This is a genomic window from Streptomyces sp. NPDC020780 (assembly GCF_044334475.1).
Classification (GTDB): Bacteria; Actinomycetota; Actinomycetes; order Streptomycetales; family Streptomycetaceae; genus Streptomyces.
In genome coordinates this window covers 343,751-368,507 of the sequence record NZ_JBIRTB010000002.1, presented here as the reverse complement: position 1 = coordinate 368,507, position 24,757 = coordinate 343,751, and the positions used below count along the sequence as shown (strand labels likewise).

Genomic DNA, 24,757 nt, shown 5'->3' with positions numbered 1-24,757 from the left:
TCGTACACCCGTACGCATGTGGGTCCCGGTGAGGGCCCGAGGGTCCGACGGAGCGGGTGGGGTGGACGAGTGGCGGGACGACTGAGGGCATCGGAGCGGCCGCGGCCGGCGGGACCGGCGGCGGGCCGGCGCCTGGGAGCGGCGCTGTTCGTGCTGCCGCTCCTCGGCTCCGCCGGCCTGGTGCTGGGCGGCCCCGCCGTGGCCCCCGCGCAGGCCGCGGCGGCGTGTTCCGGCCGGCTGGCCAAGACGGTGACGTTCGCCACCGGCTCGCTGCGCGTCTACGAGAGCCGGTCCTACGCCTGCGCGGTCGCGGTCGCCGCGAAACCGGGCGCGCGGCGCACCATGCGGGTGTCGCTGCAGCCGCGCGGGGGCCGGGCGGTCGTGGACAGCGGCACCTTCACCACACTGGCCGGACCCGTCACCGTCCACGCCCTGAACCGGTGCGTGCGCGCCTCCGGTTCCGTCGCCGGTTCGTCGGGTTCCACCGGATGGATCCTCTGCTGAGGTGCAACCGGGTCTGGCGTGGCGGGTGTTGTCCCCGCTAGGTTCACGGCGTCTGTCGTGAATCAAGGGGAGGGTGCATGCGCAAGGCGCTCACAGGGGTTCTGTCGCTGGCGGTGCTCATCGGCACAGCGAGTGCGACCGGAGCCTCGGCCGGTGCGGCCACCGCCGCGGAACCGGCCGCGAAGCAGAGCAGCGGCTCCGTCAGCAGCGGCGGCGAGAGCAGCAGTGAGGACATCAAGGACCGCATCCTGGCCATCCCGGGCATGAGTCTGGTCGAGGAGAAGCCGTACCCCGGATACCGCTTCTTCGTCCTGAACTACACCCAGCCGGTCGACCACAGGGACCCGTCCAAGGGGACCTTCCAGCAGCGCGTCACCCTGCTGCACAAGGACACGTCCCGCCCGACTGTCTTCTTCACCAGCGGCTACAACGTCTCGACCAACCCGAGCCGCAGCGAGCCGACGCAGATCATCGACGGCAACCAGGTCTCCCTGGAGTACCGTTTCTTCACCCCGTCCCGCCCGGACCCCGCCGACTGGTCGAAGCTCGACATCTGGCAGGCCGCCAGCGACCAGCACCGGGTCTTCACGGCGCTGAAGAAGATCTACTCCGAGAACTGGCTGACCACCGGCGGTTCCAAGGGCGGCATGACGGCCACCTACTTCGAGCGGTTCTACCCGAAGGACATGGACGGCGTCGTCGCCTACGTCGCGCCCAACGACGTGGTGAACACGGAGGATTCGGCCTACGACCGGTTCTTCGAGAAGGTCGGCACCAAGGAGTGCCGCGACCGGCTGAACGGTGTCCAGCGCGAGGCGCTCGTGCGCCGCGGCCCGCTGGAGGAGAAGTTCGAGGCGTACGCCGCGGAGAACAGCCTCACCTTCGACACCGTCGGATCGCTCGACAAGGCGTACGAAGCCGTCGTCATGGACTACGTCTGGGCGTTCTGGCAGTACAGCCTGCTCTCCGACTGCGAGGCCATCCCGGCCGACGCCCCGAACGCCACCGACCAGGAGATATGGGACTCCATCGACGGCATATCGGGCTTCTCCGCCTATGCCGACCAGGGCCTGGAGCGGTACACGCCGTACTACTACCAGGCGGGCACCCAGCTCGGATCGCCCGACATCGCGCAGCCGTGGCTGGATGGTCTCAGCCGCTACGGCTACCAGCCGCCCCGCACCTTCGTGCCGCGCTCCATCCCGATGAAGTTCGAGCCCTCGGCGATGCGCGACGTGGACACCTGGGTCCGGAACAACGCCAGGCACATGCTGTACGTCTACGGCGGGAACGACCCGTGGGGCGCCGAGCCCTTCCGCCTCGGCCGGGGTGCCCGTGACAGCTACGTCTTCACGGTGCCGGGCGGCAACCACGGCTCCAAGGTCGCCGGGCTCGTCGCCGACGAGAAGGCCACGGCGACCGCCGCCATCCTGCGCTGGGCCGGCGTCGCGCCGGCGGCCGTCGAGGCCGACCCGGCGAAGGCGAAGCCGCTCGCGAAGTTCGACGCGAAGCTGGACAAGCGGGACCAGGAGCTCGAGAGGAACCCGGGCTCGCTGAGGCCGTAGTACGGCCCCGCACGTCGACGGGCCGGTCGAACCGGGTGGGCCTCACCCGGTTCGACCGGCCCGTGGTCGCGTCAGTAGGACAGGCCGTAACCGACGGGGTACAGCGTCCGTGCCGGGTCGTCCGCGCGCTGCACCGGAACCGGCAGGCGGCCCACCGGCTCCGCCCGCCCCGCGATGACCCGGACGGCAGCCCGCAGCTCGACGTCGGTCCAGGAGTACGCGGCCAGGCTCGCCGCGTAGCCCGTACCGGTCAGCTGGGCGATGTCGTACGGGTTGCGCAGGGCGAGCGTGACCACCGGGACGCCGGTGGCCGCGAGCGCGCTGACCAGGGTGCGCTGGGAGCTGGTCGCCGAGACGTTGTACGTCCCGACGACGACCGCGTCCTTGCCCTGCGCGGCCGCCACCGCCTCCGCGATCCTCGCCTTCGACGGAGCCGTCCCCGTGGACAGGGCGGTCGCCGAGAACCCCAGCTCCTGGAAGGCGCCGGCGAGCGTGGTGGTCGGTGGTCCCGTCGTACCGGACGGTGAGGCGGGATCCGCTCCGACCACGAGGAGGTCGCGGTGCGAGCGGCGGGAGAGCGGCAGCAGCGCACCGGTGTTGGCGAGCAGCGTGGTCGTGTGCTCGGCGATCCGGTCGGCGGTGGCCAGATGGGCCCGGGTGCCGACGGTCCGGTCCACACCCGCGTGGGTGACGTAGGGGTCGCGGAACAGCCCGAGCTTCGACTTCAGCCGGAAGATGCGCAGGATCGATTCCTCGATCCTGGCCTCACTGATCTCCCCGCTCTTCACCGCCGCCAGGACGGCGTTCCAGGCGACCGAGAGGTCCGGCGGGTTCAGCAGCTGGTCGACCCCGGCCTTCAGGGCCAGGACGGGGACGCGCTCGTCGCCGTACTTCGTGCGCACACCCTCCATGCCGAGCGAGTCGGTGACCACGACGCCGTCGTAGCCGAGCTCCTCGCGCAGGATGCCGGTGAGGATGGGGCGCGAGAGGGTGGCCGGGTCCTCCGAGGGGTCCAGGGCGGGGACGACGATGTGCGCCGTCATGATCGAGTCGATGCCCGCCGCGGCGGCGGCCCGGAACGGCGGGGCGTCCAGCTCCGCCCACTGCTCCCGGGTGTGGTGGATGGAGGGCAGACCGGTGTGGCTGTCGGTGCTCGTGTCGCCGTGGCCGGGGAAGTGCTTGGCCGTGGCGGCGATCCCCGCGCTCTGGTAGCCCTTCACCTGGGCGGCGACCAGGGCGGCCACCGACCGGGGGTCGGAGCCGAAGGACCGCACGCCGATGACGGGGTTGGCCGGGTTCACGTTGACGTCGGCGTCGGGCGCGTAGTTCTGCCGGATGCCGAGGGCGGCCAGCTCGGCCCCGGCGATCCGGGCCGCCTTGCGTGTGTCGGAGCGGGATCCACCGGCGCCGAGTGCCATGGCGCCGGGCATGAGCGTGGCCGGCTCGCCCACGCGGCAGACGATGCCGTGCTCCTGGTCCGTCGAGATCAGGAGCGGCAGAGGGGTCGGTCCGGCGAGCCCGGCGCGCTGGATGCCGTTGGAGAGATCGGCGATCTGGTGCGGGTCGCGGGTGTTGTGCGCCCAGGTGAAGTAGATGATGCCGCCGACGTGGTACGTGGAGATCAGCTCGGCGGCGGTACGGACGCCGATCTCGGCGAGGTTGGCGTCGATGTCCGCCTGGTCGGGGGCGGTGGCCGAGTGCCCGTACACCCGCATCACGAAGAGCTGGCCGACCTTCTCCTCGAGGCTCATCCGGGCGATGAGCCGCTTGAGGCCGCTGTCGGACGAGGGGCCGGCAGCCTGGGCGGTGCCGGGAACGGCGACGACTCCGGTAGCGGCCGCGGCGACGGTGGCCGCGGTGGCGGCGAGGAGGGTGCGTCTGGAGGTGCGGTGGTGCACGTGAGCTCCTTCCGGTACTGAAAGAAACTTCCAAGAAGGTACGGATATATGGAAAGTAACTTCCGGTCAAGGGGATCACCCGAAAAAAGCCGGACACGCGCCGCACGCCGCGTCCCCGCCCGGCCTACTGCTTCGGCGCGCCGAGCCGCAGCAGATACTCCCGACCCATCGACAGCAGCCCCGGCAGGGGTGCGGCGGCCGGGTACCAGCGCTTCTCGTACTCCCAGCAGACCCAGGCATCGGGGTCCAGTGTGTCCAGGCACGCCTTCAGGGGCAGCACCCCGTCCCCCAGTGCCAGCGGTGTGGTCTCCTCGGCGGACGCGATGTCCTTCACCTGGACGTAGCCGAGGTGGGGGGCGAGCACCGCGTGCGTGGCCACCGGCTCCTCGCCCGCCAGCCAGGTGTGCATGACGTCCCAGACGGCGCCGATCTGCTGGTGGCCGACCGTGCCCACGACCCTGGCCACGTCCACCCCGGCGCGGTGCGAGTCGTGGGTCTCCAGGAGGATGCGTACGCCCAGGTCGGCGGCGTGCGGAGCCGCGGCGCCCAGTCGGCGGGCGGCGTCGGCGTCGGCCTCGGCGGAGTCCCGGTCGCCGCCACCGGGAAAGACGCGGACGTTCGCCGCCCCCAGGTCGCGGGCCAGTTCCACGAGCGCGGCGAGCTCGGTCAGGACGGCTTCGTCGTCCCCCTCGGCGGCGACCCGTACGTATCCGGCGAGGGCCAGGATCTCGATCCCGCCCTTCGCGAACTCCTCGGCCACCGCAGTCCGTTCGGAGGGCGTCAGCCCGGTGTGCACCGGCTCCTCGGGGTGCGTGCGCAGCTCCACCCCCGCGTACCCGTGGTCGGCGGCGAGCCGCACCACCTCGGCGACCGGCGTCCCCGGAACTCCGAGGGTCGAGAAAGCGAGCTTCACGTGTGTGTCCTTTCGTCGGTGCGGGTGAACCGGTACCCAGGTACGGGGCGGGGAATCCTCACCCCACCCGGGGCGCCGCCGTCGACCCGCGCACCGTCAGCTCGGCCGGGATCGTCGCGATGCCGCCGGGTGGGGGCTCCTCCTTGCCCATCGCCAGCCGCCCCGCCCGCGCCCCGGCGTCGAACAGCGGCAGCCGTACGGTCGTCAGGCCCGCGTCCACCGAGAACGGCAGGTCGTCGAAGCCGGCCACGGAGATGTCCTCGGGGATGCGGAGGCCGCGCTCCCGGACCGCCGCGCTCGCGCCCAGGGCGACCGTGTCGTTGGCGGCGACGATCGCCGTCACCCCGGGCTGCCGGCGCAGGAGTTCCAGCGTGGCGTCGTAACCGGAGCGCCGGTCGTACGGTCCGTGCACGGTGAGGCCCTCCCCGTCCTCGTGCACCCCCGCCGCCTCCATCGCCTCGCGGTGGCCCTCCAGGCGGTGGCGGGTCGTGGTGCGCTCCAGCGGCCCGGCGACGTATCCGATCCGGCGGTGCCCGAGGCCGAGCAGGTGCTCGGTCAGGGCCCGGCCGCCGCCCCGGTTGTCGAAGGCCAGCGAGGCCACGACCGCGTCGGAGTCCGGCAGCGGGGGGCGCCCGCAGAAGACGATCCGGGTCCCCGCGTCCGCGAGTTTCGCCAGTTTCGCGGTCATGGCGGCCTGGTGGCCGGAATCCTCCAGGGCGCCGCCGGTGAGGACGAGGGCGGCCGCGCGCTGGCGCTGGAGGAGGGTGAGGTAGGTGAGTTCGCGCTCGGGGGAGCCGCCGGTGTTGCAGACGACGGCGAGCTTCTCGCCGCCCGCGCGGCCCGTTCCGTCGCCGGGTCCGCCGATCTCGCTCTGCGCGGCCCCCGCCATGATGCCGAAGAACGGGTCGGCGATGTCGTTGACCAGGATCCCGACGAGGTCGGACGTGGCGGCGGCCAGGGAGCTGGCGGGGCCGTTCAGCACGTAGTCGAGATCGTCCACCGCGCGCAGGACCCGCTCCCTCGTGGAGGTGGCCACCGGGTAGTTGCCGTTCAGTACGCGGGACACGGTGGCCGGGGACACCCGGGCGCGAGCCGCCACGTCCGCCAGGGTGACTGTCATCGCTCTCCTCCGAGGAGTTGTGGGGCGCCCCTCTTGTCCGGGCCGCAGTCGGCAGGCTAGCGTCATCCCTCATAGAAAGCGCTTGCTACGGCGGTATGGAGGAACTTCGTGACACGCAGGACAGTGCGCATCGCCATGAACGGCGTCACGGGACGCATGGGATACCGGCAGCACCTGGTGCGCTCGATCCTCGCGATCCGCGAGCAGGGCGGCCTCGACCTCGGCGACGGCGAGGTGCTGTGGCCCGAGCCCGTCCTCGTCGGCCGCCGCGCCCCCGCTCTGGAGGCACTCGCCGCCCGGCACGGCCTGACCGAGTGGTCGACCGACCTGGACGCGGTGCTCGCCGACGACTCGATCGACATCTACTTCGACGCCCAGGTCACCTCGGCCCGCGTCGAGGCGATCAAGAAGGCGATCGCCGCGGGCAAGCACATCTACACCGAGAAGCCCACCGCCACCGACGTCGAGGGCGCCCTCGGACTGGCCCGCCTCGCCCGCGACGCCGGGATCAAGCACGGCGTCGTCCAGGACAAGATCTTCCTGCCCGGCCTGCTGAAGCTGAAGCGCCTCATCGACGGCGGCTTCTTCGGCGAGATCCTCTCCGTGCGCGGCGAGTTCGGCTACTGGGTCTTCGAGGGCGACTGGCAGGAAGCCCAGCGGCCGTCCTGGAACTACCGCGCGGAGGACGGCGGCGGCATCGTCGTCGACATGTTCCCGCACTGGGAGTACGTCCTGCACGAGCTGTTCGGTCAGGTCACCAGCGTCTCCGCGCACGTACGGACCCACATCCCGCAGCGCTGGGACGAGCACGGCAAGCCCTACGCCGCCACCGCCGACGACGCCGCGTACGGCACCTTCCAGCTGGCCGGCGGCGCCATCGCCCAGATCAACTCCTCCTGGGCGGTCCGCGTCAACCGCGACGAACTCGTCGAGTTCCAGGTCGACGGCACCCACGGCTCCGCCGTCGCGGGACTCCGCAACTGCCGTGTCCAGCACCGCTCGGCCACCCCCAAGCCGGTCTGGAACCCCGACCTCCCGGTCACCGAGCCGTTCCGCGACCAGTGGCAGGAAGTCCCCGACAACGCCGTCTTCGACAACGGTTTCAAGGCCCAGTGGGAGCTGTTCCTCCGCCACATCGTCCTCGACGAGCCCTACACCTGGGACCTGATGGCCGGTGCCCGCGGTGTCCAGCTGGCCGAGCTCGGCCTCAGGTCCTCCGCCGAGGGCCGCCGCCTCGACGTACCGGAGCTGACCCTGTGACCGCCCCCGCCATCCCCGGAGCACCGGAGCTGATCCCGTGACGATCCACCTCCCGCAGGGCCCGTACGAACCCCGCAGCACCCCCCTCGACCTCACCCCGGGCGGCGGACCGCTCGCCTCCCGTACGGTCTTCTCCGCCGCCCACGTGGTCGCCGACCCCTACGCCGACATCAGCCCCGACGACCCCGCCGCCGTCGACTGGGACGCCACCCTCGCCTTCCGCCGCCACCTCTGGTCCCACGGCCTGGGCGTCGCCGAGGCGATGGACACGGCGCAGCGGGGCATGGGCCTGGACTGGTCGGGGGCAGCCGAACTGATCCGGCGTTCGGCCGCCGAGGCGAAGTCGGTGGGCGGCGCACTCGCGTGCGGCGTGGGCACCGACCAGCTCACCGGCCCGGCGACGCTCGCCGAGGTGCGCGCCGCGTACGAGGAGCAGCTCGCCCTGGTCGAGGAGAGCGGCGCCCGGGCCGTCCTGATGGCCTCCCGCGCGCTGGCCGCCGCGGCCCGCGGCCCCGAGGACTACCTGGAGACGTACGCCCACCTGCTGCGCCAGGCCACGGAACCGGTCGTCCTGCACTGGCTCGGCCCGATGTTCGACCCGGCTCTGGAGGGGTACTGGGGTTCCGCCGACCTCGACGCCGCCACCGGCACGTTCCTCGAGGTCATCGCCGAACACCCGGACAAGGTCGACGGCATCAAGATCTCGCTCCTGGACGCCGGACGCGAGATCGACGTGCGGCGCCGCCTGCCCGGCGGGGTGCGCTGCTACACCGGCGACGACTTCCACTACCCGGAGCTGATCGCGGGCGACGACCGGGGCTTCAGCCACGCCCTGCTCGGCATCTTCGACCCGCTGGGCCCGCTGGCCGCCCACGCGGTACGGATGCTGGACACGGGGGACGTCGAAGGATTCCGCGCCGTCCTGGACCCCACGGTCGAGCTGTCCCGCCACCTCTTCCGCGCGCCGACGCGCTTCTACAAGACGGGCGTGGTGTTCCTCGCCTGGCTGGCGGGCCACCAGGACCACTTCACGATGGTCGGCGGCCTGGAGTCCGCGCGTTCGCTGCCGCACCTGGCGACGGCGTACGAACTGGCCGACCGGCTCGGCCTGTTCCCCGACCCCGAGCTGGCCGAGTCCCGGATGCGCGCCCTGCTGGGCGTCCACGGAGGTAGCCGATGAACACCGGACTCTCCCGCCTGTCCCTCAATCAGGAGACGGTCCGGCAGCTGTCCCTGCCCGAGCTCGTCGAGAGCTGCGCCATGGCGGGCATCGGCCAGGTCGGCCTGTGGCGGGCCCCGGTGCGGGAGTACGGCGTCGAGCGCGCCGGACAGCTGATGAAGGACGCCGGCCTCACCGTCACCAGCCTCTGCCGGGGCGGCTTCCTCACGGCGACCGACCCCGCCGAACGCGCCCGCGCCCTGGACGACAACCGTGCGGCCGTCGACGAGGCGGCCGGCCTGTCCACCGACACCCTGGTCCTGGTCTCCGGGGGGCTCCCCGCCGGGGACAAGGACCTGTACGGCGCCCGGGAGAGGATCGCCGACGCTCTGGGCGAGCTGGCCCCGTACGCACGGGAGCGGGGCGTACGTCTGGCCATCGAGCCGCTGCACCCGATGTTCGCCTCGGACCGCTGTGTGGTCTCCACACTGTCCCAGGCGCTGGACCTGGCGGAACGCTTCCCCGCCGAACAGGTCGGCGTGGTCGTGGACGCCTACCACGTCTGGTGGGACGACCAGGCGCCCGCCCAGATCGCCCGGGCGGGCGCGGCCGGCCGGATCCACTCCTTCCAGCTCGCCGACTGGATCACTCCGCTTCCGGCGGGCGTGCTCGTGGGCCGCGGCCAACTCGGCGACGGGTGCGTGGACTTCCGTGCGATGCGCCGCCAGGTCGAGGCGACCGGATTCGACGGGCCCATCGAGGTCGAGATCTTCAACGAGGGCCTCTGGGCCCGCGACGGCGCCGACGTGGTGGCCGAAGTGGCCGCCCGCTACCTGGAACACGCCTGCTGAGAGGCCTGTGGGGGGAGTTGGGCAAAGAGACCGTCAAGGCGTGCAACCTTTCCGCACCCTGCCCGGTCATATTCGGCGTCGGGACTTCCGGGGAGGGGTCCGGGGGGAACGGGAAGCCCGACGGAGGGGGAGAGCGAGGGGGGTCCGGCCTGTGGGCCGGGCCCCATTCCGCTTTCCGTACCGCCGTACCGCCGTACCGCCGTACCGCCGACGCCGGGGATCCGGCTTCGCCGCGCCCGCCCCGGTCAGCCGTCGAAGTCGCGGCGGGACGCTTCGATGTGGGCGAGGTTGCGCTGTGTCCACTCGCACATCACGTCGACCGTCCTCCGCAGGGCCCGGCCCGGCTCCGTGAGGGCGTACTCGACCTTGGGCGGCACGGTGGGGTGTACCGTCCGGTCCACCAGCCCGTTGCGCTCCAGCATGCGCAGGTTCTGGGTGAGCATCTTGTGGCTGATCCCCTCGACGGCGCTCCGCAGCTCACTGAAGCGCAGGGTGCGGTCGCCCAGGGCTTCGATGATCAGGAGCGCCCATTTGTTGGCGACGTCCGAGAAGATCTCCCGCGCCAGCGAGTCCGCGCGCCGCAGGTCGGCCTGTTCCTCGGGGGAGCCGTCGAATTGCTTGGTCACCTTCTGGTTCCCCTGTCACAAAGAAGTGCGTTCTTCCACGTCAGCACACACTCTCCTACGGTTATCCAGTAACCACAAGAGAGTGCGCGACGGCCCCTGGCGGGCCGCGCGGCAAGGAGGCGGACAGCATGGCCATCACCCTGACGAACCCCGCAGGACTGCCAGAGATCGACGTCTACCGGCAGGTGTCGGTCGCGACGGGTTCGAAGCTGGTCTTCGTCGCCGGACAGGTCGCCTGGGGCGCCGACGGCGTCACGGTCGGTGAAGGCGACCTGGCGGCCCAGGTCGAGCAGTGTTACGTCAACGTCGCCACCGCCCTGGCGGGTGTCGGCGCCTCCTTCGACGACGTGGCGAAGCTGAACGTCCACGTCGTCGACTGGACGCCGGAGAAGATGCCTCTGCTTCTGGAGGGCATCTCCCGGGCGTCCGCCCGGCTGGGGACCACTCCCGCTGCGCCGGCCACGCTTCTGGGTGTCGCCGCACTGGACGTCCCCGAGCACCTGGTCGAGGTCGAGGCCACGGCGATGCTCGACTGACCGGATGTGATGACTCCCGTGGGGGACTGCGGGAGTCATCCGGCTCACCTGAGCAGCGGTGGCGAGGGCAGCTCGAAGTGGTCGGCGATGATCCGGAGCGTGAGCGTTCCGCCGGCGTTGAAACCGGGATCGGCCTCGTACGCCGGTGTGTCCCGGCCGATGATCCCGGCTTCGAGCAGCTCGCGTACCAGGAGATCTCCGCTCCGGCGTGATTCGCGGCGATCGCCCATGTTGAAGCACGTCCGTGCGAACCCGCCCCGGCTGTAGGCGAACTGGAACGGATGGACGTCGCAGTGCGGCACCATCCCTGGCCTTGCGTGGGTATCCCCGGCTTCAGCTGGGGAGGGGAACGCATCCTTGGCCCGGAGGCGCGCAGCGCCGGAGTTCTCTGCGCCCGGAGTGACGCGACGTGATGACCACTCGAACGAATGTCCGGGTGGATTTGTCGGCTTGGCGACATCCACCGAAGGTACTGTGATCAACGGAGCCGGACCGGAAGGGGGGTGGGCCGGATGATCCGCGCGTACAAATTCCTCATGCGGCCCACCGTGGGCCAGGCGATCGCGCTGGGCGAGATGCTGCGTGATCACTGTTCGCTCTACAACGGGGCGTTGCAGGAGCGCCGTGATGCCTGGCGGCACGTCTCGAAGACCGGCATCACCTATGGGATGCAGTCGGCGCAGCTCAAGGGGATCCGGGGGTTCGATCCGGAGCGTCAGGGGCGTTGGTCGTTCTCCAGCCAGCAGGCAACGCTTCGTCGTCTCGACAGGGCGTTTGCCGCGTTCTTCCGCCGGATCAAGGCCGGGGACACCCCGGGCTATCCGCGTTTTCGCGGGGTGGACCGGTTCGACACGGTGGACTTCCCCAAGGACGGGGACGGCTGCCGCTGGAACTCCTCCCCGCACGACCCGGTGACCCGCGTCCGCTTCCAGGGCGTCGGGCATGTGAAGGTCAACCAGCATCGCCCGGTCCTCGGCCGCGTCAAGACGGTGTCGGTCAAGCGCGAGGGCCGAAAATGGTTCGTCGTGCTCACCGCCGAACAGGAGCGGCCCGAACCGCTGCCCGCGACCGGCTCGGTGGCCGGGATCGATCTGGGCATCGCGAACTTCCTCGCCGACTCGAACGGCGCCTTCGTGGCCAACCCGCGCCACGGCCGTCGTGCGGCCGCGAAACTCGAGGCGGCGCAGCAGGCCCTGTCCCGTTTCCCGTGCCGCAAGGCCACGGACCGTACCGCCAACCACCAGCGGGCCGTGGAGAGGGTCGCCCAGCTCCACGGCAAGGTCCGGCGTCAGCGGCTCGACCACGCCCACAAGACCGCGCTGAGTCTGGTCCGCGCACACGACTTCATCGCGCACGAAGGCCTCACGATCCGCAACATGAACAAGGCCCCCGCACCCAGGCCCGACCCCGGCCGGGCAGGTGCGTTTCTGTCCAACGGGGCCGCCGCCAAGGCCGGGCTCAACAGGTCGATCTCCGATGCCGGATGGGGGGTGTTCCTGACGATCCTGCACGCCAAGGCTGAGAGCGCCGGACGGGAAGTGATCGCCGTGGACCCCCGCAACACCTCCCGGCGGTGTCCCGAATGCGGGCACACCGCGAAGGAGAACCGGCTCACACAGGAAAAGTTCCACTGCGTCTCGTGCGGCCACACCGCGCACGCAGACACAGTCGGAGCTGTCAACGTTCTACGGGCCGGGCTGGTCCGTCGCGACGCCAACCAGGCATAGCGAGAAGCCCCTTCGTTCACGAGGGGGAGGAGTCACGTAGTTCTGTCCGTGCTCGCACGGACGGGCGGGCGTCGACGCCAGGAACACGGTCTCCATCGGTTCGGGCCGGTCTGCGCGGTCCGCGTAGCGGAAGCCGGTGACGTAGCACGCCAGATCGCTGACGGAGAATCCGTCCGATGCCGATGCCGATGCCGATGCCGATGCCGATGCCGATGCCGATGCCGATGCCGAGCGCGCGTCCTGCGTCACCCAGGTCCAGCCGGACGACCGGCACCGTCGGATATGGGATGCCCGGCTTCGGCGAAGACGGCGGACAGCGTGGACATGCTCATGCCCTTGCAGAAGGTGACATACGTGTCCGGGGCGAGCTGGATCACTTGGCCGCCACCTCTGTCGGCAGTTGCGGTGAGGGCAGGAGGAAGTAGTCCGCGTTCGTCTGCACGAGACGGTCCTCGTCATCGGTGTCATGGTCGAAGCAGTCATGGTTGCCGGTTTCCTCCTCCGCGCACGAGGAGTCAGGGCCTATCAGACCCGCGGCCAGCAGCTCGGCGGAGAGGTGGTCCGGATTCTCCCCCATTCGGAATTCCACATCCTCGAAGTGGAAGCCGCCCGAGTCGCGGGCCAGGCTGTACGGCCGGCACCGTGTCCTCGGCGCAGGCGTCGTCGAAGGGGAAGCGGTCCCGGCGACCGGCTCCTCGGCCCTGGGTGATGGCACCGACGACAGCGGTGACGGCTTCCGCCTCGAAGCCGAAGTCTCCGCGCGAGCCGGGAGTGTGCGGAGGTTTCGCCACCCGGAGGCCCCGGAGGGGTGCGCTGCCGCGGGCGGGCTCGGTTGGCCGACCATGCTCGAGGGAGTTCCTGTACCGTCGTCCCGGGCCCGAACCGTTCAGGCATGACACCCCGCGCTATCTGCCAACACGGTTGTCCTCCAGAGGACTTGGCTCACCCCACGGCCGAGGTGGGTGAGGTCCGGTCGTGCGTGGGTGCGGAGCGCGCCGCGACACGAACGCCGAACCCGCATATGAGTAAGGAAATTGCATGGCACGTGAGCATGATCCTTCCAGCCACATACCGCCGAGTTCGGGCACGTCCTCCGGGGCGGCCGGCGCGGCCGGGGCGTCCGGGAGTCCGTCGGTGTCCGTCCGCCGGGCGGTGCCGATGCAGGGACCGGCCGGGGACCCCGGTGACGCCCTGACGCCGGGCGGCCTGCGCGGCCGCAAGGGCGCCTCGTCCGCAGCGGCCGCCGCGGACGCCGACGCGCAGGGCCCGACGAGCGGGAGCCCGGAGAGCGGGGGCCCGAGGAGCGCAGGCTCCGAGAACAAGGCCGCCGAGGGCGCGGACGCCCGGACGCAGACCACGGAGCGAGCGGATAACGCCGCAGCCGCCACCGGCGCTTCCGGCACCGGTGCCGTGCGGGGTATCGGCGCACCGGAGCCGTCGGCGGAGGAGGCGCCCGAACCTGCCTCGGCCAACTCCGCCGAGAGCACGGTTGCGTCCGCGGCGTCGGCGTCCGACCGGGCCGCGGCGTCCGCGGCCTCCGGTGCCGTCGGCGGGGCCCCGGCCGCCGCGGTCGCGGCGGCGGGCAGCGGCGGCGCGGGCGCGGGTACGCACGCGGACGGCGAACCGCCCGGCAGCCGGCCCAAGAAGCCGATGCTGGCCGCGGCGGCGATCATCGGCGCGATCCTGATCTCCGTGCCCTTCCTCGTGGCGGGTCAGGACGACCGCAAGCCCGAGAAGGACCGCACGCAGAACGCGGCAGGCACGGTCCTGGACACCGAAGGCTCCGTGCGCCCGCAGACCTACACCAGCAAGTCGCCGACTCCCTCCGTGACTCCGAGCAAGGAGAAGGAGAAGCCGAAGCCGAAGGTGGTGCAGAAGGAGAAGCCGTCCGTGTCGCCGACCCCCAAACCGGTGATCGTACCGCCACCGGTCAAGCCCGAACGCAAGCCCACAGCGACGGTGACGGCGAAGGCGCCGCCGTACACGGCTGCCAGCGCGTTGAGCAGCCTCGCCAAGGGCGACCCCGGGGGGCGGCACATCTGCTACCGGACCTTCGTCTCCGGGAGCGGCTGGCAGGCGCCGGTGTGCGACGGGACGATGGCCGGGACGGCCGGCCAGGGCAAGCGGATCACGGCCCTCAACATCGCGGTGTGGAACGTCGGCGGGTCCTCCGCCAACGCCATGCTGCACGACCCGGGTTCGACGAGCGGTAAAGCCACGTGGGTCCCGAGCTGGACGGCCATCGTCGAAGACGGCAAGAACAACTACATAGGCAGCTCGAAGCCCGGCGCCCCCTTCATGACGGCCTTCGCCATGAACATCGGCAAGGGCGGCGTCTGCCACACGGCCAAGATGCAGAACGGCGGCTGGGGCCCGCAGTACTGCAAGAACAGCCGGCCCGAGTTCATGTTCGTCGGCACCACCGACAACAACAACTGGTTCGAGGCCGTGAAGCTCACGGTGTGACCCACCGGGCTCCGGCCCGTCAGGAGGAGCCCCCCGGTCGTCACCGGGGGGCTCCACCGTGTCCGCCCCGGGTCGGGCGCGGACCACGCCGCAGCGACCACCCGGACCATCCGGATATGCTCCCGGCGCGCCTGCGGTGATCTCGCCCGCCCGCATGGCCCCGCAACCCCCGTTCGGTACAGCGGTGTCGGAGCGAACGCGGCCCGGTCGGTGGGCGGCTTGCGGCATGGCCAGGGTGGCCGTCGAGGCAACGGCGGTCATCGACCGGGAGTACCGGGCCCCTCGGGCTTCCTGAACAGCGCGGTCCAGAGGAAGTCCTCGCCGAAGCGGAGGGAGTCGTCCGGCTCGTCCCGCATCCGCCGGAGTTCGACCTCCTCCATCCCGGAGAAGATCCAGCGTAGGGACTCCGGTGTGTAGGCGAGGCCGCCACGAAGCCCCGCACCACCGTAGAACTCGGCGTCGGAGAGTTCGGAACCCATCGCCCCGGCGGCGAAGCAGCTGAGAGCGAGGTGCCCACCGGGTACGAGGGTGCGCTCCACCAACTCGAGGTAACTGACACGACGGTGGGGCGGCAGATGGTGGAAGCAGCCCGAGTCGCAGATCAGGTCGTACGGCCCGGCAGGCGCGTCCTCGGCGAAGGCGTCCCCGCAGTGGAAGCGGATGCCTGCCCCGGCGTCACCGGCCCGCTCCTCGGCCCAGGCGAGCGCCCCCGGCGACAGGTCGACGGCGTCCACCTCGAAGCCGAGCGCGGCAAGGTACAGCGCATTGCGCCCCGGCCCGCAGCCGAGGTCGAGCGCCCGCCCGGGGCGGATCAGGCCCCGGTCGACGTACGACGCCAGGCTCTCGTCGGGCTTCGCCACGAAGAAGGGCACGGGCTTCGACCGGTCCTCGTAGAACGCGTCCCACCACGCCCCCGCTCCGCCGGTCCACCGGTCGGCCTCCGGCGCGAAGAGGCCGTCCATGAGCCGTAGAACGTCCTCGACCGTGCGTGTGTTCCGGTCCATCCGGCCCCCTTTCGGAAGGTCTCAATCTACCTGCTCACCCGGGTATAAGGCCAGGTCAGCACGGTTGGGCGCCCCGCCTGAGCGGCCGGGCGGCGGCCTCGGAGACCCCCTGCCGCCCACCCCGCCACCTCCGGCCCGTACGCACCTCCCCGCGCCCCTCAGCCCCCGCCCCGGGCCCCCGTACCGCCCCGCCGACCCCCCTTTCTCCGCCACACGCGAGGCCTGCCGGTCGTCGGGAAGCCAGGGACGGGAATATGCGTGCAAGTCGGGCGCGACCGTGTCTCTGGCTTCTCTCTGACGCTCGGCGCTCGGCGCGGGCGCCGGGGAGGGGTTCGCAGTGTGGCCTTGGGACTGTCGGTCCCGCCCGATACGGTCGGGACCATGTCCAACACGGCCGTGCTCGAAGGCGTCCTGGAGCGGATCACCTACGCCAACGAGGAGAACGGCTACACCGTCGCCCGCGTCGACACCGGGCGCGGGAGCAACGATCTGCTCACCGTCGTCGGCTCACTGCTGGGTGCCCAGCCGGGCGAGTCCCTGCGGATGGAGGGGCGCTGGGGCTCCCATCCGCAGTACGGCAAGCAGTTCACCGTCGAGAACTACACCACGGTGCTCCCCGCCACCATCCAGGGCATCCGCCGCTACCTCGGCTCCGGCCTGATCAAGGGCATCGGTCCCGTCATGGCCGACCGCATCACCACCCACTTCGGCGTCGACACCCTGGACATCATCGAGCAGCGACCCGAGCGGCTGGTGGAAGTGCCGGGGCTCGGTCCGAAGCGGACGAAGATGATCGCCGCGGCCTGGGAGGAACAGAAGGCCATCAAGGAGGTGATGGTCTTCCTGCAGAGCGTCGGCGTCTCGACCTCCATCGCCGTCCGCATCTACAAGAAGTACGGGGACGCCTCCATCTCCGTCGTGAAGAACCAGCCCTACCGGCTGGCCGCCGACGTCTGGGGCATCGGATTCCTCACCGCCGACCGGATCGCCCAGGCCGTCGGCATCCCGCACGACAGCCCCGAGCGGGTCAAGGCCGGTCTGCAGTACGCCCTTTCGCAGTCCACCGACCAGGGGCACTGCTTCCTCCCCGAGGAGCGGCTGATCGCGGACGGGGTGAAGCTGCTCCAGGTGGACACGGGGCTCGTCATCGAGTGCCTGGCCGAGCTCGCCGAGGACCCGGAAGGTGTCGTACGGGAGAAGGTGCCGGGCCCGGAGGACGGACAGCCCGTCACCGCCGTGTACCTCGTGCCCTTCCACCGCGCCGAGATCTCCCTCGCCGCCCAGGTGCAGCTCCTGCTGCGTACGCCGGAGGACCGCATGCCGGCCTTCCGGGACGTCGACTGGGAGAAGGCGCTCGGCTGGCTCGCCCGGCGCACGGGGGCGAAGCTGGCGCCCGAGCAGGAGGCCGCCGTCCGGCTCGCGCTCAGCCGGAAGGTCGCCGTCCTGACCGGCGGTCCCGGCTGCGGCAAGTCGTTCACCGTACGGTCCGTCGTCGAGCTGGCCCGTGCCAAGAACGCGAAGGTGGTGCTGGCCGCCCCCACCGGGCGGGCCGCGAAGCGGCTCTCGGAGCTGACCGGCGCCGAGGCGTCCACCGTGCACCGGCTGCTGGAGCTGAAACCGGGCGGGGACGCGGCGTACGACCGGGACCGGCCGCTGGACGCCGACCTCGTCGTCGTCGACGAGGCGTCGATGCTCGACCTGCTGCTTGCCAACAAGCTCGTCAAGGCGGTGGCACCGGGTGCCCACCTCCTGCTGGTGGGAGATGTGGACCAGCTCCCCTCGGTCGGCGCGGGGGAGGTGCTGCGGGACCTGCTCGCCGAGGGCGGCCCGGTGCCGTTCGTCCGGCTGACGACGATCTTCCGGCAGGCCCAGCAGTCCGGCGTCGTCACCAACGCCCACCGGATCAACTCCGGGGTGCCCCCGCTCACCCAGGGGCTGAGTGACTTCTTCCTCTTCGTGGAGGACGAGACGGAGGACGCCGGAGTGCTCGCCGTGGACGTCGCGGCCCGCCGCATTCCCGCCAAGTTCGGGCTGGACGCCCGGCGTGACGTACAGGTCCTCGCTCCGATGCACCGGGGGCCGGCCGGCGCCGGACACCTCAACGGCCTGCTCCAGCAGGCCATCACCCCCGGCCGGCCCGATCTGCCGGAGAAGCGGTTCGGCGGCCGGGTCTTCCGGGTCGGCGACAAGGTCACCCAGATCCGCAACAACTACGAGAAAGGGGAGAACGGCGTCTTCAACGGCACGGTCGGCGTCGTCACCGCCCTCGACGCGGACGAGCAGAAGCTGACGGTCCGCACGGACGAGGACGAGGAGATCGCCTACGACTTCGACGAACTCGACGAGCTGGCCCATGCCTACGCCATGACGATCCACCGTTCCCAGGGCAGCGAGTACCCGGCGGTCGTCATCCCCGTCACCACCAGCGCCTGGATGATGCTCCAGAGGAACCTGCTGTACACAGCCGTGACCAGGGCGAAGAAGCTCGTCGTGCTGGTCGGCTCCCGCAAGGCCATCGGGCAGGCGGTCCGCACGGTTTCCGCAGGAAGACGCTGCACGGCGCTGGATTTCCGGCTGCGCGGAGGACCGGTGGAAGACTTCGCGGCAAAATGATCGATCAAAACGGTGGGAAACATCACTGAGCCCTTCCGGAACCGGGGGACAGGGGGCAGGATGAGTAACTTGGCGGCACTCAGTGCCGCCAGTAGGTCCAATGGACGACCCCGAGTGCACTCTCCTGAGCCGAATGGGGGAGGGTGGAGAACAGTCAGGGCACCTCGAAGAAGAGGCACTACGTCGGTGAGGGATGACGTGAGCGAGCACACCAACAACGCTGTAGTACTGCGGTACGGCGATGACGAGTACACCTACCCGGTGATCGACAGCACCGTCGGCGACAGGGGCTTCGACATCGGGAAGCTCCGGGCCAACACGGGCCTGGTGACGCTGGACAGCGGATACGGCAACACGGCCGCGTACAAATCCGCCATCACCTACCTCGACGGCGAGCAGGGCATCCTGCGCTACCGCGGCTACCCGATCGAGCAGCTCGCCGAGAGCTCGACGTTCCTCGAGGTCGCCTACACGCTGATCAACGGCGAGCTTCCCAAGGTCGACGAGCTGTCGGCCTTCAAGAACGAGATCACCCAGCACACGCTGCTGCACGAGGACGTCAAGCGTTTCTTCGACGGCTTCCCGCGTGACGCCCACCCGATGGCCATGCTCTCCTCGGTCGTCAGCGCGCTGTCCACCTTCTACCAGGACAGCCACAACCCGTTCGACGAGGAGCAGCGCCACCTCTCGACGATCCGTCTGCTGGCCAAGCTCCCGACGATCGCGGCGTACGCCTACAAGAAGTCGATCGGTCACCCGTTCGTCTACCCGCGCAACGACCTCGGCTACGTCGAGAACTTCCTGCGCATGACGTTCTCCGTGCCGGCCCAGGAGTACGTGCCGGACCCGGTCGTCGTCGCGGCGCTCGAGAAGCTGCTCATCCTGCACGCGGACCACGAGCAGAACTGTTCGACCTCCACCGTGCGTCTGGTCGGCTCATCGCAGGCGAACATGTTCGCGTCGATCTCCGCCGGCATCTCGGCCCTGTGGGGCCCGCTGCACGGTGGCGCCAACCAGTCGGTGCTGGAGATGCTCGAAGGCATCCAGGCCAACGGGGGCGACGTCGACTCCTTCATCCAGAAGGTGAAGAACAAGGAGGACGGCGTCCGCCTGATGGGCTTCGGCCACCGGGTGTACAAGTCCTTCGACCCGCGCGCCAAGATCATCAAGGCCGCTGCCCACGACGTGCTGTCCTCGCTCGGCAAGTCCGACGAGCTGCTCGACATCGCCCTCAAGCTGGAGGAGCACGCGCTCTCCGACGAGTACTTCGTCTCGCGCAACCTCTATCCCAACGTGGACTTCTACACGGGCCTGATCTACCGCGCCATGGGTTTCCCGACCGAGATGTTCACCGTGCTCTTCGCGCTCGGCCGGCTTCCCGGCTGGATCGCCCAGTGGCACGAGATGATCAAGGAGCCGGGATCGCGCATCGGCCGCCCGCGCCAGATCTACACCGGCGAGGTCCTGCGTGACTTCGTCCCGGCCGAGAGCCGCTGACACCGGGTCGCCGAGTCCGCGTCATGGAGGCCGGGTCGTGGAGACCGGCCCCGCGGAACCGCCGTAGTATCCGGGCCTCGTTTCAGGCCCCCGCCTTCGCCCCGCGTACCGCACTCTGCCCAGCAGGGTGCGGTGTCCGGGGCGATTCGGCGTTCCGGGGCGGATCGGGACGCCGGGGGGCGCTTCGCGCACCTGGGCGCTCCGCCGACCGGTGTGGTGCGTCGACCGGCGTGCGTGGTGGTCCGGGAACGCGAGAAACGCCCCGCCGCCGATCCCCCCACGGGTCGACGGACAGGGCGTTTCCCATGTCCCGGAGCGGATTCCCCCCACGGGATCCGGCCGGGCGTCTGCCGGGAGCCGTAACTCCCGTTGTCCTTGCGGTGATGCTGTTCAGTTCTGTCCTGCTGTGCGGTCCGCCGGGGTACGTACGGGAGGGCCGCTCAAAGCTCCCCGGTGCACGTGCCCCGGCCAACACTTGCCCGGAGCGTCCCCCAAGACACTCCGTCGGACGTCCCCCAAGACATCCTTGGCATCGCACTCTTAGACTCACCAACCCATCAGATGGTTACCCTCGAATCGGTGTGATCTAAGTCTCTTTGTGTGCATCATGTGAAGGTGCGCAACCGGCGACCGGCCGTTAGGGCGAAGGCCGGTGGCAACGCCGTGGTCGCACCCCGCGATCATCGGGCTGAGCAGCCCGAACACAGCGCGGGGCGGAGCGGCCACGTAGGAACCGAAGGCCCGGAGGAGGTTGCCTCTGATGGCTGACAGCGTACGCCGTGACTGCCGGTCGGCGGCAGTCGCCACCTTGATTTCTCCACGAACACGTCGGGCCGGCCCCCTCGCGTGTCCCCGCGGCGGGAGCCGGTCCGGTGGGGCGGTGCGGGTGGCGGTTCGTCCGGGCGTCGGGCCGCCCCGCCGGGTGGGTGCTCAGGCGAGGCCGACCAGCTCGTAACCCGCCTCGTCGACGGCGGCGCGCACGGCGTCCTCGGTCAGCGGGGCGGCGGACGCGACCGTCACCCGTCCGGTCGAAGCCTCGGCCTTCACCGAGGTGACTCCTTCGAGTCCGGAGATCTCCTCGGAGACGGCCCCCTCGCAGTGGCCGCAGGTCATGCCCTTCACCTCGTACACCGTGGTGACGGCTCCGGCCTGGGCGTCGGACGCCCCGTCGCTGCAGGAGCCGGTGGACGAGCAGCAGGAGCCGGCGGCCTGGGGGGTCCGGGGTTCGGCGGTCATGACGTTCTCCTCTTCGCGAGCACACTGGGACTGGCGTACGGGCAATCGCCCGGGGGTGAATACCCGTACGCCTGCACTATACCCCCAGGGGGTATCGATGTCCCGCAGTGCGCCCTGCGGGATCCGTTCGCAGGGCGGCGGCTCCAGGTAGCGGTCGAGCACCGCCGTCAACTCCCGCTTGTACGCGTCCCGTTCCGCTTCCCCGCGCGCCATGGCCGGATCCAGGAGCACCTGAGCCGTCAACGACCCCGGTTGCTGGGCCGGGCCGCGACCCAGGCGAGCACGGTGTCCACATACCAGTACGGCTTCCCGTGCTGGACGTCGTCCGGTGGTGGGAGCAGCCCGTGCTTGCGGTACGAGCGGACGGTGTCCGGCCGGACCCTGATGTGCGCGGCAATGTCCTTGTACGACCAGAGCCTGCTGTCCGTCATGAATGACACCTCTCCGTATCCCCGTGCCGCACCCACCGCGCCGCCCTGATCGGCGAACGAGAGGGGCGGCACGCGGGGCAGGGGATGTAGTGAAGCTGTGACGCAAGCCCGACGGAACGCGTACATATGTGACGCGGAGATGACCTGACCCGAGAGGTGCGGGCGGCTCGCCGGGCCGTGGCGACCGCCGAGCCCCCGGGTGACTGCTCAGCCGCAGTGGCCATGCACGCCGCTCCCGCCCTGACGCCGCTGGGCTGACGCGACCCGAGGCCGCGAGCTGACGTCGCTGACCTGACGCCCTGACGCCCTGACGCCGCTGCGGTCACGTGGCCACCGTGGCCGGCGGGATCAGACGGCGGGCCGGGCGGGTCCGCAGGTCCGGAGGAACGCGCGGGTGCGGCGGGCGATGGGCAACGGTTTGTCCGGCGGGCACGGGTACATGTCCTGCTCGACGATCGCGAAGAGATCGGTGCCCAGGGCGCGCGCCGCGTCGAGTACGGGTTCCAGCGCGGGCACTCCGCCCGGCGGCTCGCACATCACCCCGCGCGCCACCGCGGGCCCGAACGGCACCTCGTTCGCCACGACCTCCGCCAGGATCACCGGGTCCACCTGTTTGAGGTGCAGATAGCCGATCCGTTCGCCGTAGGTCTCGATGAGCTTCACGCTGTCCCCGCCGCAGTACGCGTAGTGGCCCGTGTCGAGGCAGAGGGAGACCAGGTCGGGGTCGGTCGCGTCGAGGAAGCGGCTGACGTTCTCCTCGCTGTCGATGTGCGTATCGGCGTGCGGGTGCACGACGATCCGCAGCCCGTAGCGCTCCCGCACCTCATGTCCCAGCCGCTCCGTCTGGGCGGTGAGATCGCGCCACTGCGCCGCCGTGAGGGTGCGGTCCTCCAGGACCGCACCGGTCTTGTCGTCCCGCCAGAACGACGGGATGACCACCAGGTGTTCGGCGCCCATCGCCCGGGTGAGTGCCGCGATGCCGTCGACATGCGCCCAGGTGCTGTCCCAGACGTCCGGGCCGTGGTGCAGTCCGGTGAAGACGGTGCCCGCGGAGACGGTGAGGCCGCGGCGTGCGGTCTCGTCCGCGAGCCGGGCGGGGTCGGTGGGCAGATAACCGTACGGGCCGAGCTCGATCCACCGGTAGCCCGCCTCGGAGACCTCGTCGAGGAAGCGTTCCCAGGGCACCTGCCGCGGATCGTCGGGGAACCACACTCCCCAGGAATCGGGTGCCGAACCGATGCGGACGCGGGCCGGGCCGGGTGCGGAGGAGGTCATGCCGCCCACCTTTCAGGGCCGGAAATCGAGTGTCAAGGGACCGTCCGAATGTCCGGACAAAGCGTTGACAGGGTGCGGGGCGAGGGCTAGACCTGGGACCAGTCGTCCGGCCGCGACCGATACGCGGACCGAAGGGATGCGTATGCCTGAGCCGTATGACGTGATCACCATGGGGCGGATCGGGGTGGACATCTACCCGCTGCAGACCGGTGTTCCGCTGGCCCGGGTCGAGACCTTCGGGAAGTTCCTCGGCGGCTCGCCGTCCAACGTCGCCGTGGCCGCCGCGCGGCTCGGGCGGCGCACGGCCGTGATCACGCGGACCGGCCGGGACCCCTTCGGGGACTACCTCCGCGAGGAACTCGGCGCGTTCGGTGTGGACGCCCGCTGGGTGAGCGACGTGGCGCGCTACCCCACCCCCGTCACCTTCTGCGAGATCTTCCCGCCGGACGACTTCCCGCTCTACTTCTACCGGCAGCCCAAGGCCCCCGATCTGGAGATCCACGCCGACGAACTGGACCTCGACGCGGTGCGTGCCGCCCGCGTCTTCTGGATGACCGGAACCGGACTGTGCGCCGAGCCCAGCCGGTCCGCCACCCTCGCCGCACTCCGGGCCCGCGCCGCGGCACCGGGGCCGCCGCCCGGACACGTCACGGTCTTCGACCTCGACTGGCGGCCGATGTTCTGGGAGGAGGGGGACCACGGCTCCGTCGCCCGCGCCCGGTACCGCGAGGCACTCGCCCACGCCACGGTCGCCGTGGGGAACGTCGACGAGTGCGAGATCGCCACCGGGGCACGCGACCCGCACACGGCCGCCCGCGCCCTGCTGGCCGCCGGGGTCGAACTCGCCGTCGTCAAGCAGGGCCCCGCGGGCGTGCTCGCCGTCCACCGCGACGGCACCACCGCCGAGGTCCCGCCCCTGCCCGTGGACGTCGTCAACGGGCTCGGAGCGGGCGACGCGTTCGGCGGCGCCCTCTGCCACGGCCTGCTCGCCGGATGGGACACCGCACGCACGGTGCGTTACGCGAACGCGGCGGGCGCCATCGTCGCCTCCCGCCTCGCCTGCTCCTCCGCGATGCCGTTCCCGCACGAGGTCGAACAGGCCCTCACCGCCGGCGGCGTGCCCTCGGCCGCCCCGGCCGCGGAAGCCCCCGGAACCGCCCCGTGACCCCGCCCGCCGCCTCCGGCGTCGCCGACCTCGTCCGGCTCCGGGCGCACCGCCCCGAGGCGGTCGCCGAGGCCGCCGCCGCCCGCAGCAGACGCCCCCTCCTCGGCCCCACCGGCCGCCTGATGATCATCGCCGCCGACCACCCCGCCCGCGGTGCCCTCGCCGTCGGCGACGACGAGACGGCCATGGCCGACCGCTTCGAGCTGCTGGAACGCCTCTGTCTCGCCCTCTCCCGCCCCGGCGTCGACGGCGTACTGGCCGCAGCGGACGTCCTGGAGGACCTGCTGCTCCTCGGCGCCCTGGAGGACAAGGTCGTCATCGGCTCCATGAACCGCGGCGGGCTCGCCGGAGCCGCCTTCGAACTCGACGACCGCTTCACCGGCCACCGCCCCATCGACCTGGCACGGCAGAACTTCGACGCGGGCAAGATGCTGCTGCGGATCGACCACGAGGACCCCGCCTCCCTGGAGACCCTGCACACCGCCGCCCGCACCGTGAACGCGATGGCGGATCACCGGCTGCCCGTCTTCATCGAGCCGTTCCTCTGCCGGCGCACCGGCGACGGGCTCCGCACCGACCTGGGGGCCGCCGCCGTCACGGCCTCCATCGCCATCGCCTCGGGGCTGGGCGGCACCTCCGCCTACACCTGGCTCAAGGTCCCCGTCACGGAGGACCCCGACGCCATGGAGCGGGTGCTGCGCGCCTCGACCCTGCCCACGGTCCTGCTCGGCGGCGAGGTCAAGGGCGATCTGGACGGGGCGTACGAGAAGTGGCGCGGGGCACTGCGGCTGCCGACGGTGCGGGGCCTGGTCGTCGGGCGTTCGCTGCTCTACCCGACCGGCGGGGACGTGGCGGCGGCGGTCGACACGGCCGTGGGGCTGTTGTGAGGGAACACCCGCCGCGCGAAAGGG

At 71.0% G+C, this 24,757-nt stretch carries 22 protein-coding genes; 12 read left to right on the top strand and 10 right to left on the bottom strand.

The genetic code is table 11. The features are described 5' to 3' along the window. The first annotated feature begins 69 nt into the window (after window positions 1–69). Window positions 70–504, top strand: a complete 435-nt coding sequence (locus tag ACH4VO_RS04960; RefSeq protein WP_360987749.1) for a hypothetical protein — start codon at window positions 70–72, stop codon at window positions 502–504. Between the two features lie 77 nt (window positions 505–581). Further along, window positions 582–2,069, top strand: a complete 1,488-nt coding sequence (locus ACH4VO_RS04955) for a S28 family serine protease (RefSeq protein WP_360987751.1) — start codon at window positions 582–584, stop codon at window positions 2,067–2,069. Between the two features lie 71 nt (window positions 2,070–2,140). On the opposite strand, the gene ACH4VO_RS04950 is transcribed toward ACH4VO_RS04955, so the two are convergent. From ACH4VO_RS04950 to ACH4VO_RS04940, 3 genes are all read right to left on the bottom strand, one after another. Next, window positions 2,141–3,967 (bottom strand): glycoside hydrolase family 3 protein, encoded by a 1,827-nt coding sequence (locus ACH4VO_RS04950; protein ID WP_360987753.1) that lies wholly within the window; start codon window positions 3,965–3,967, stop codon window positions 2,141–2,143. A gap of 124 nt (window positions 3,968–4,091) precedes the next feature. Further along, entirely contained in the window at window positions 4,092–4,880 is a 789-nt protein-coding gene (locus ACH4VO_RS04945; protein ID WP_360987755.1) for a sugar phosphate isomerase/epimerase family protein, read from the bottom strand. A 58-nt stretch (window positions 4,881–4,938) separates the two neighbouring features. Then, window positions 4,939–6,000, bottom strand: coding sequence for a LacI family DNA-binding transcriptional regulator (locus tag ACH4VO_RS04940; RefSeq protein WP_360987757.1), 1,062 nt, complete (start codon window positions 5,998–6,000; stop codon window positions 4,939–4,941). Between the two features lie 108 nt (window positions 6,001–6,108). On the opposite strand from ACH4VO_RS04940, the gene ACH4VO_RS04935 reads away from it, so the two are divergent. The 3 genes from ACH4VO_RS04935 to ACH4VO_RS04925 are packed head-to-tail and all read left to right on the top strand — an operon-like array spanning window position 6,109 to window position 9,270. Beyond that, complete coding sequence (locus ACH4VO_RS04935) at window positions 6,109–7,260, top strand: Gfo/Idh/MocA family oxidoreductase (RefSeq protein ID WP_360987759.1); 1,152 nt, start codon at window positions 6,109–6,111, stop codon at window positions 7,258–7,260. A gap of 37 nt (window positions 7,261–7,297) precedes the next feature. Then, on the top strand, window positions 7,298–8,440 hold the full coding sequence (locus ACH4VO_RS04930) for a dihydrodipicolinate synthase family protein (RefSeq protein ID WP_360987761.1): 1,143 nt from the start codon (window positions 7,298–7,300) through the stop codon (window positions 8,438–8,440). Then, window positions 8,437–9,270: a sugar phosphate isomerase/epimerase family protein gene (locus tag ACH4VO_RS04925; RefSeq protein ID WP_360987763.1), complete on the top strand. Its 834-nt coding sequence runs from the start codon at window positions 8,437–8,439 to the stop codon at window positions 9,268–9,270. The genes ACH4VO_RS04930 and ACH4VO_RS04925 overlap by 4 nt, the downstream gene beginning before the upstream one ends. A gap of 245 nt (window positions 9,271–9,515) precedes the next feature. Here the strand turns inward: ACH4VO_RS04925 and ACH4VO_RS04920 are convergent, their stop codons facing one another. Beyond that, the gene (locus tag ACH4VO_RS04920; protein WP_360987765.1) at window positions 9,516–9,896 is read right to left on the bottom strand and encodes a helix-turn-helix domain-containing protein; all 381 of its coding nucleotides are present in this window, start codon (window positions 9,894–9,896) and stop codon (window positions 9,516–9,518) included. A gap of 128 nt (window positions 9,897–10,024) precedes the next feature. On the opposite strand from ACH4VO_RS04920, the gene ACH4VO_RS04915 reads away from it, so the two are divergent. Beyond that, window positions 10,025–10,432 carry a RidA family protein gene (locus tag ACH4VO_RS04915; protein WP_069172856.1) on the top strand — a complete coding sequence of 136 codons (408 nt, stop codon included), beginning with the start codon at window positions 10,025–10,027 and terminating at the stop codon, window positions 10,430–10,432. 44 nt (window positions 10,433–10,476) lie between these two features. Here the strand turns inward: ACH4VO_RS04915 and ACH4VO_RS04910 are convergent, their stop codons facing one another. Beyond that, on the bottom strand, window positions 10,477–10,662 hold the full coding sequence (locus ACH4VO_RS04910) for a hypothetical protein (RefSeq protein ID WP_360987768.1): 186 nt from the start codon (window positions 10,660–10,662) through the stop codon (window positions 10,477–10,479). Window positions 10,663–10,944: 282 nt separating this feature from the next. On the opposite strand from ACH4VO_RS04910, the gene ACH4VO_RS04905 reads away from it, so the two are divergent. Further along, on the top strand, window positions 10,945–12,159 hold the full coding sequence (locus ACH4VO_RS04905; RefSeq protein ID WP_360987770.1) for a transposase: 1,215 nt from the start codon (window positions 10,945–10,947) through the stop codon (window positions 12,157–12,159). 373 nt (window positions 12,160–12,532) lie between these two features. Here ACH4VO_RS04905 and ACH4VO_RS04900 read toward each other — a convergent pair whose 3' ends face one another. After that, entirely contained in the window at window positions 12,533–12,736 is a 204-nt protein-coding gene (locus ACH4VO_RS04900) for a hypothetical protein (RefSeq protein WP_360987772.1), read from the bottom strand. Between the two features lie 461 nt (window positions 12,737–13,197). Here ACH4VO_RS04900 and ACH4VO_RS04895 point away from each other — a divergent pair, with 461 nt between their 5' ends. Then, window positions 13,198–14,625 carry a hydrogenase expression protein HypA gene (locus ACH4VO_RS04895; RefSeq protein ID WP_360987774.1) on the top strand — a complete coding sequence of 476 codons (1,428 nt, stop codon included), beginning with the start codon at window positions 13,198–13,200 and terminating at the stop codon, window positions 14,623–14,625. 257 nt (window positions 14,626–14,882) lie between these two features. Here the strand turns inward: ACH4VO_RS04895 and ACH4VO_RS04890 are convergent, their stop codons facing one another. After that, window positions 14,883–15,629 carry a class I SAM-dependent methyltransferase gene (locus ACH4VO_RS04890; RefSeq protein WP_360987776.1) on the bottom strand — a complete coding sequence of 249 codons (747 nt, stop codon included), beginning with the start codon at window positions 15,627–15,629 and terminating at the stop codon, window positions 14,883–14,885. A 381-nt stretch (window positions 15,630–16,010) separates the two neighbouring features. Here ACH4VO_RS04890 and ACH4VO_RS04885 point away from each other — a divergent pair, with 381 nt between their 5' ends. Both ACH4VO_RS04885 and ACH4VO_RS04880 read left to right on the top strand, forming a co-directional pair. Continuing rightward, on the top strand, window positions 16,011–18,242 hold the full coding sequence (locus tag ACH4VO_RS04885) for an ATP-dependent RecD-like DNA helicase (RefSeq protein ID WP_360987778.1): 2,232 nt from the start codon (window positions 16,011–16,013) through the stop codon (window positions 18,240–18,242). Window positions 18,243–18,440: 198 nt separating this feature from the next. Further along, window positions 18,441–19,739 carry a citrate synthase gene (locus ACH4VO_RS04880; RefSeq protein ID WP_360987780.1) on the top strand — a complete coding sequence of 433 codons (1,299 nt, stop codon included), beginning with the start codon at window positions 18,441–18,443 and terminating at the stop codon, window positions 19,737–19,739. Window positions 19,740–20,669: 930 nt separating this feature from the next. Here the strand turns inward: ACH4VO_RS04880 and ACH4VO_RS04875 are convergent. The 3 genes from ACH4VO_RS04875 to ACH4VO_RS04865 form a co-directional block, all read right to left on the bottom strand. Then, complete coding sequence (locus tag ACH4VO_RS04875) at window positions 20,670–20,975, bottom strand: heavy-metal-associated domain-containing protein (RefSeq protein ID WP_360987915.1); 306 nt, start codon at window positions 20,973–20,975, stop codon at window positions 20,670–20,672. 239 nt (window positions 20,976–21,214) lie between these two features. Beyond that, window positions 21,215–21,406 (bottom strand): MerR family transcriptional regulator, encoded by a 192-nt coding sequence (locus ACH4VO_RS04870; protein ID WP_360987782.1) that lies wholly within the window; start codon window positions 21,404–21,406, stop codon window positions 21,215–21,217. Between the two features lie 348 nt (window positions 21,407–21,754). Further along, window positions 21,755–22,681 (bottom strand): sugar phosphate isomerase/epimerase, encoded by a 927-nt coding sequence (locus ACH4VO_RS04865; RefSeq protein WP_360987784.1) that lies wholly within the window; start codon window positions 22,679–22,681, stop codon window positions 21,755–21,757. A gap of 142 nt (window positions 22,682–22,823) precedes the next feature. Here ACH4VO_RS04865 and iolC point away from each other — a divergent pair, with 142 nt between their 5' ends. Together iolC and ACH4VO_RS04855 are read left to right on the top strand one after the other, a co-directional pair. Then, the gene (gene iolC, locus ACH4VO_RS04860; RefSeq protein ID WP_360987786.1) at window positions 22,824–23,846 is read left to right on the top strand and encodes a 5-dehydro-2-deoxygluconokinase; all 1,023 of its coding nucleotides are present in this window, start codon (window positions 22,824–22,826) and stop codon (window positions 23,844–23,846) included. Next, the gene (locus ACH4VO_RS04855) at window positions 23,843–24,733 is read left to right on the top strand and encodes a deoxyribose-phosphate aldolase (RefSeq protein WP_360987788.1); all 891 of its coding nucleotides are present in this window, start codon (window positions 23,843–23,845) and stop codon (window positions 24,731–24,733) included. The genes iolC and ACH4VO_RS04855 overlap by 4 nt, the downstream gene beginning before the upstream one ends. Window positions 24,734–24,757: the final 24 nt, after the last annotated feature.

What these genes read in the sequence shown, in the direction of transcription:
- ACH4VO_RS04890 (WP_360987776.1), bottom strand. Translation starts at nt 15,629, where the DNA reads ATGGACCGGAACACACGCACGGTCGAGGACGTTCTACGGCTCATGGAC.
- ACH4VO_RS04925 (WP_360987763.1), top strand. Translation starts at nt 8,437, where the DNA reads ATGAACACCGGACTCTCCCGCCTGTCCCTCAATCAGGAGACGGTCCGG.
- iolC (WP_360987786.1), top strand. Translation starts at nt 22,824, where the DNA reads ATGCCTGAGCCGTATGACGTGATCACCATGGGGCGGATCGGGGTGGAC.
- ACH4VO_RS04885 (WP_360987778.1), top strand. Translation starts at nt 16,011, where the DNA reads ATGTCCAACACGGCCGTGCTCGAAGGCGTCCTGGAGCGGATCACCTAC.
- ACH4VO_RS04955 (WP_360987751.1), top strand. Translation starts at nt 582, where the DNA reads ATGCGCAAGGCGCTCACAGGGGTTCTGTCGCTGGCGGTGCTCATCGGC.
- ACH4VO_RS04870 (WP_360987782.1), bottom strand. Translation starts at nt 21,406, where the DNA reads ATGACGGACAGCAGGCTCTGGTCGTACAAGGACATTGCCGCGCACATC.
- ACH4VO_RS04910 (WP_360987768.1), bottom strand. Translation starts at nt 10,662, where the DNA reads ATGGGCGATCGCCGCGAATCACGCCGGAGCGGAGATCTCCTGGTACGC.
- ACH4VO_RS04900 (WP_360987772.1), bottom strand. Translation starts at nt 12,736, where the DNA reads ATGGGGGAGAATCCGGACCACCTCTCCGCCGAGCTGCTGGCCGCGGGT.
- ACH4VO_RS04915 (WP_069172856.1), top strand. Translation starts at nt 10,025, where the DNA reads ATGGCCATCACCCTGACGAACCCCGCAGGACTGCCAGAGATCGACGTC.
- ACH4VO_RS04895 (WP_360987774.1), top strand. Translation starts at nt 13,198, where the DNA reads ATGGCACGTGAGCATGATCCTTCCAGCCACATACCGCCGAGTTCGGGC.
- ACH4VO_RS04865 (WP_360987784.1), bottom strand. Translation starts at nt 22,681, where the DNA reads ATGACCTCCTCCGCACCCGGCCCGGCCCGCGTCCGCATCGGTTCGGCA.
- ACH4VO_RS04875 (WP_360987915.1), bottom strand. Translation starts at nt 20,975, where the DNA reads ATGACCGCCGAACCCCGGACCCCCCAGGCCGCCGGCTCCTGCTGCTCG.
- ACH4VO_RS04905 (WP_360987770.1), top strand. Translation starts at nt 10,945, where the DNA reads ATGATCCGCGCGTACAAATTCCTCATGCGGCCCACCGTGGGCCAGGCG.
- ACH4VO_RS04940 (WP_360987757.1), bottom strand. Translation starts at nt 6,000, where the DNA reads ATGACAGTCACCCTGGCGGACGTGGCGGCTCGCGCCCGGGTGTCCCCG.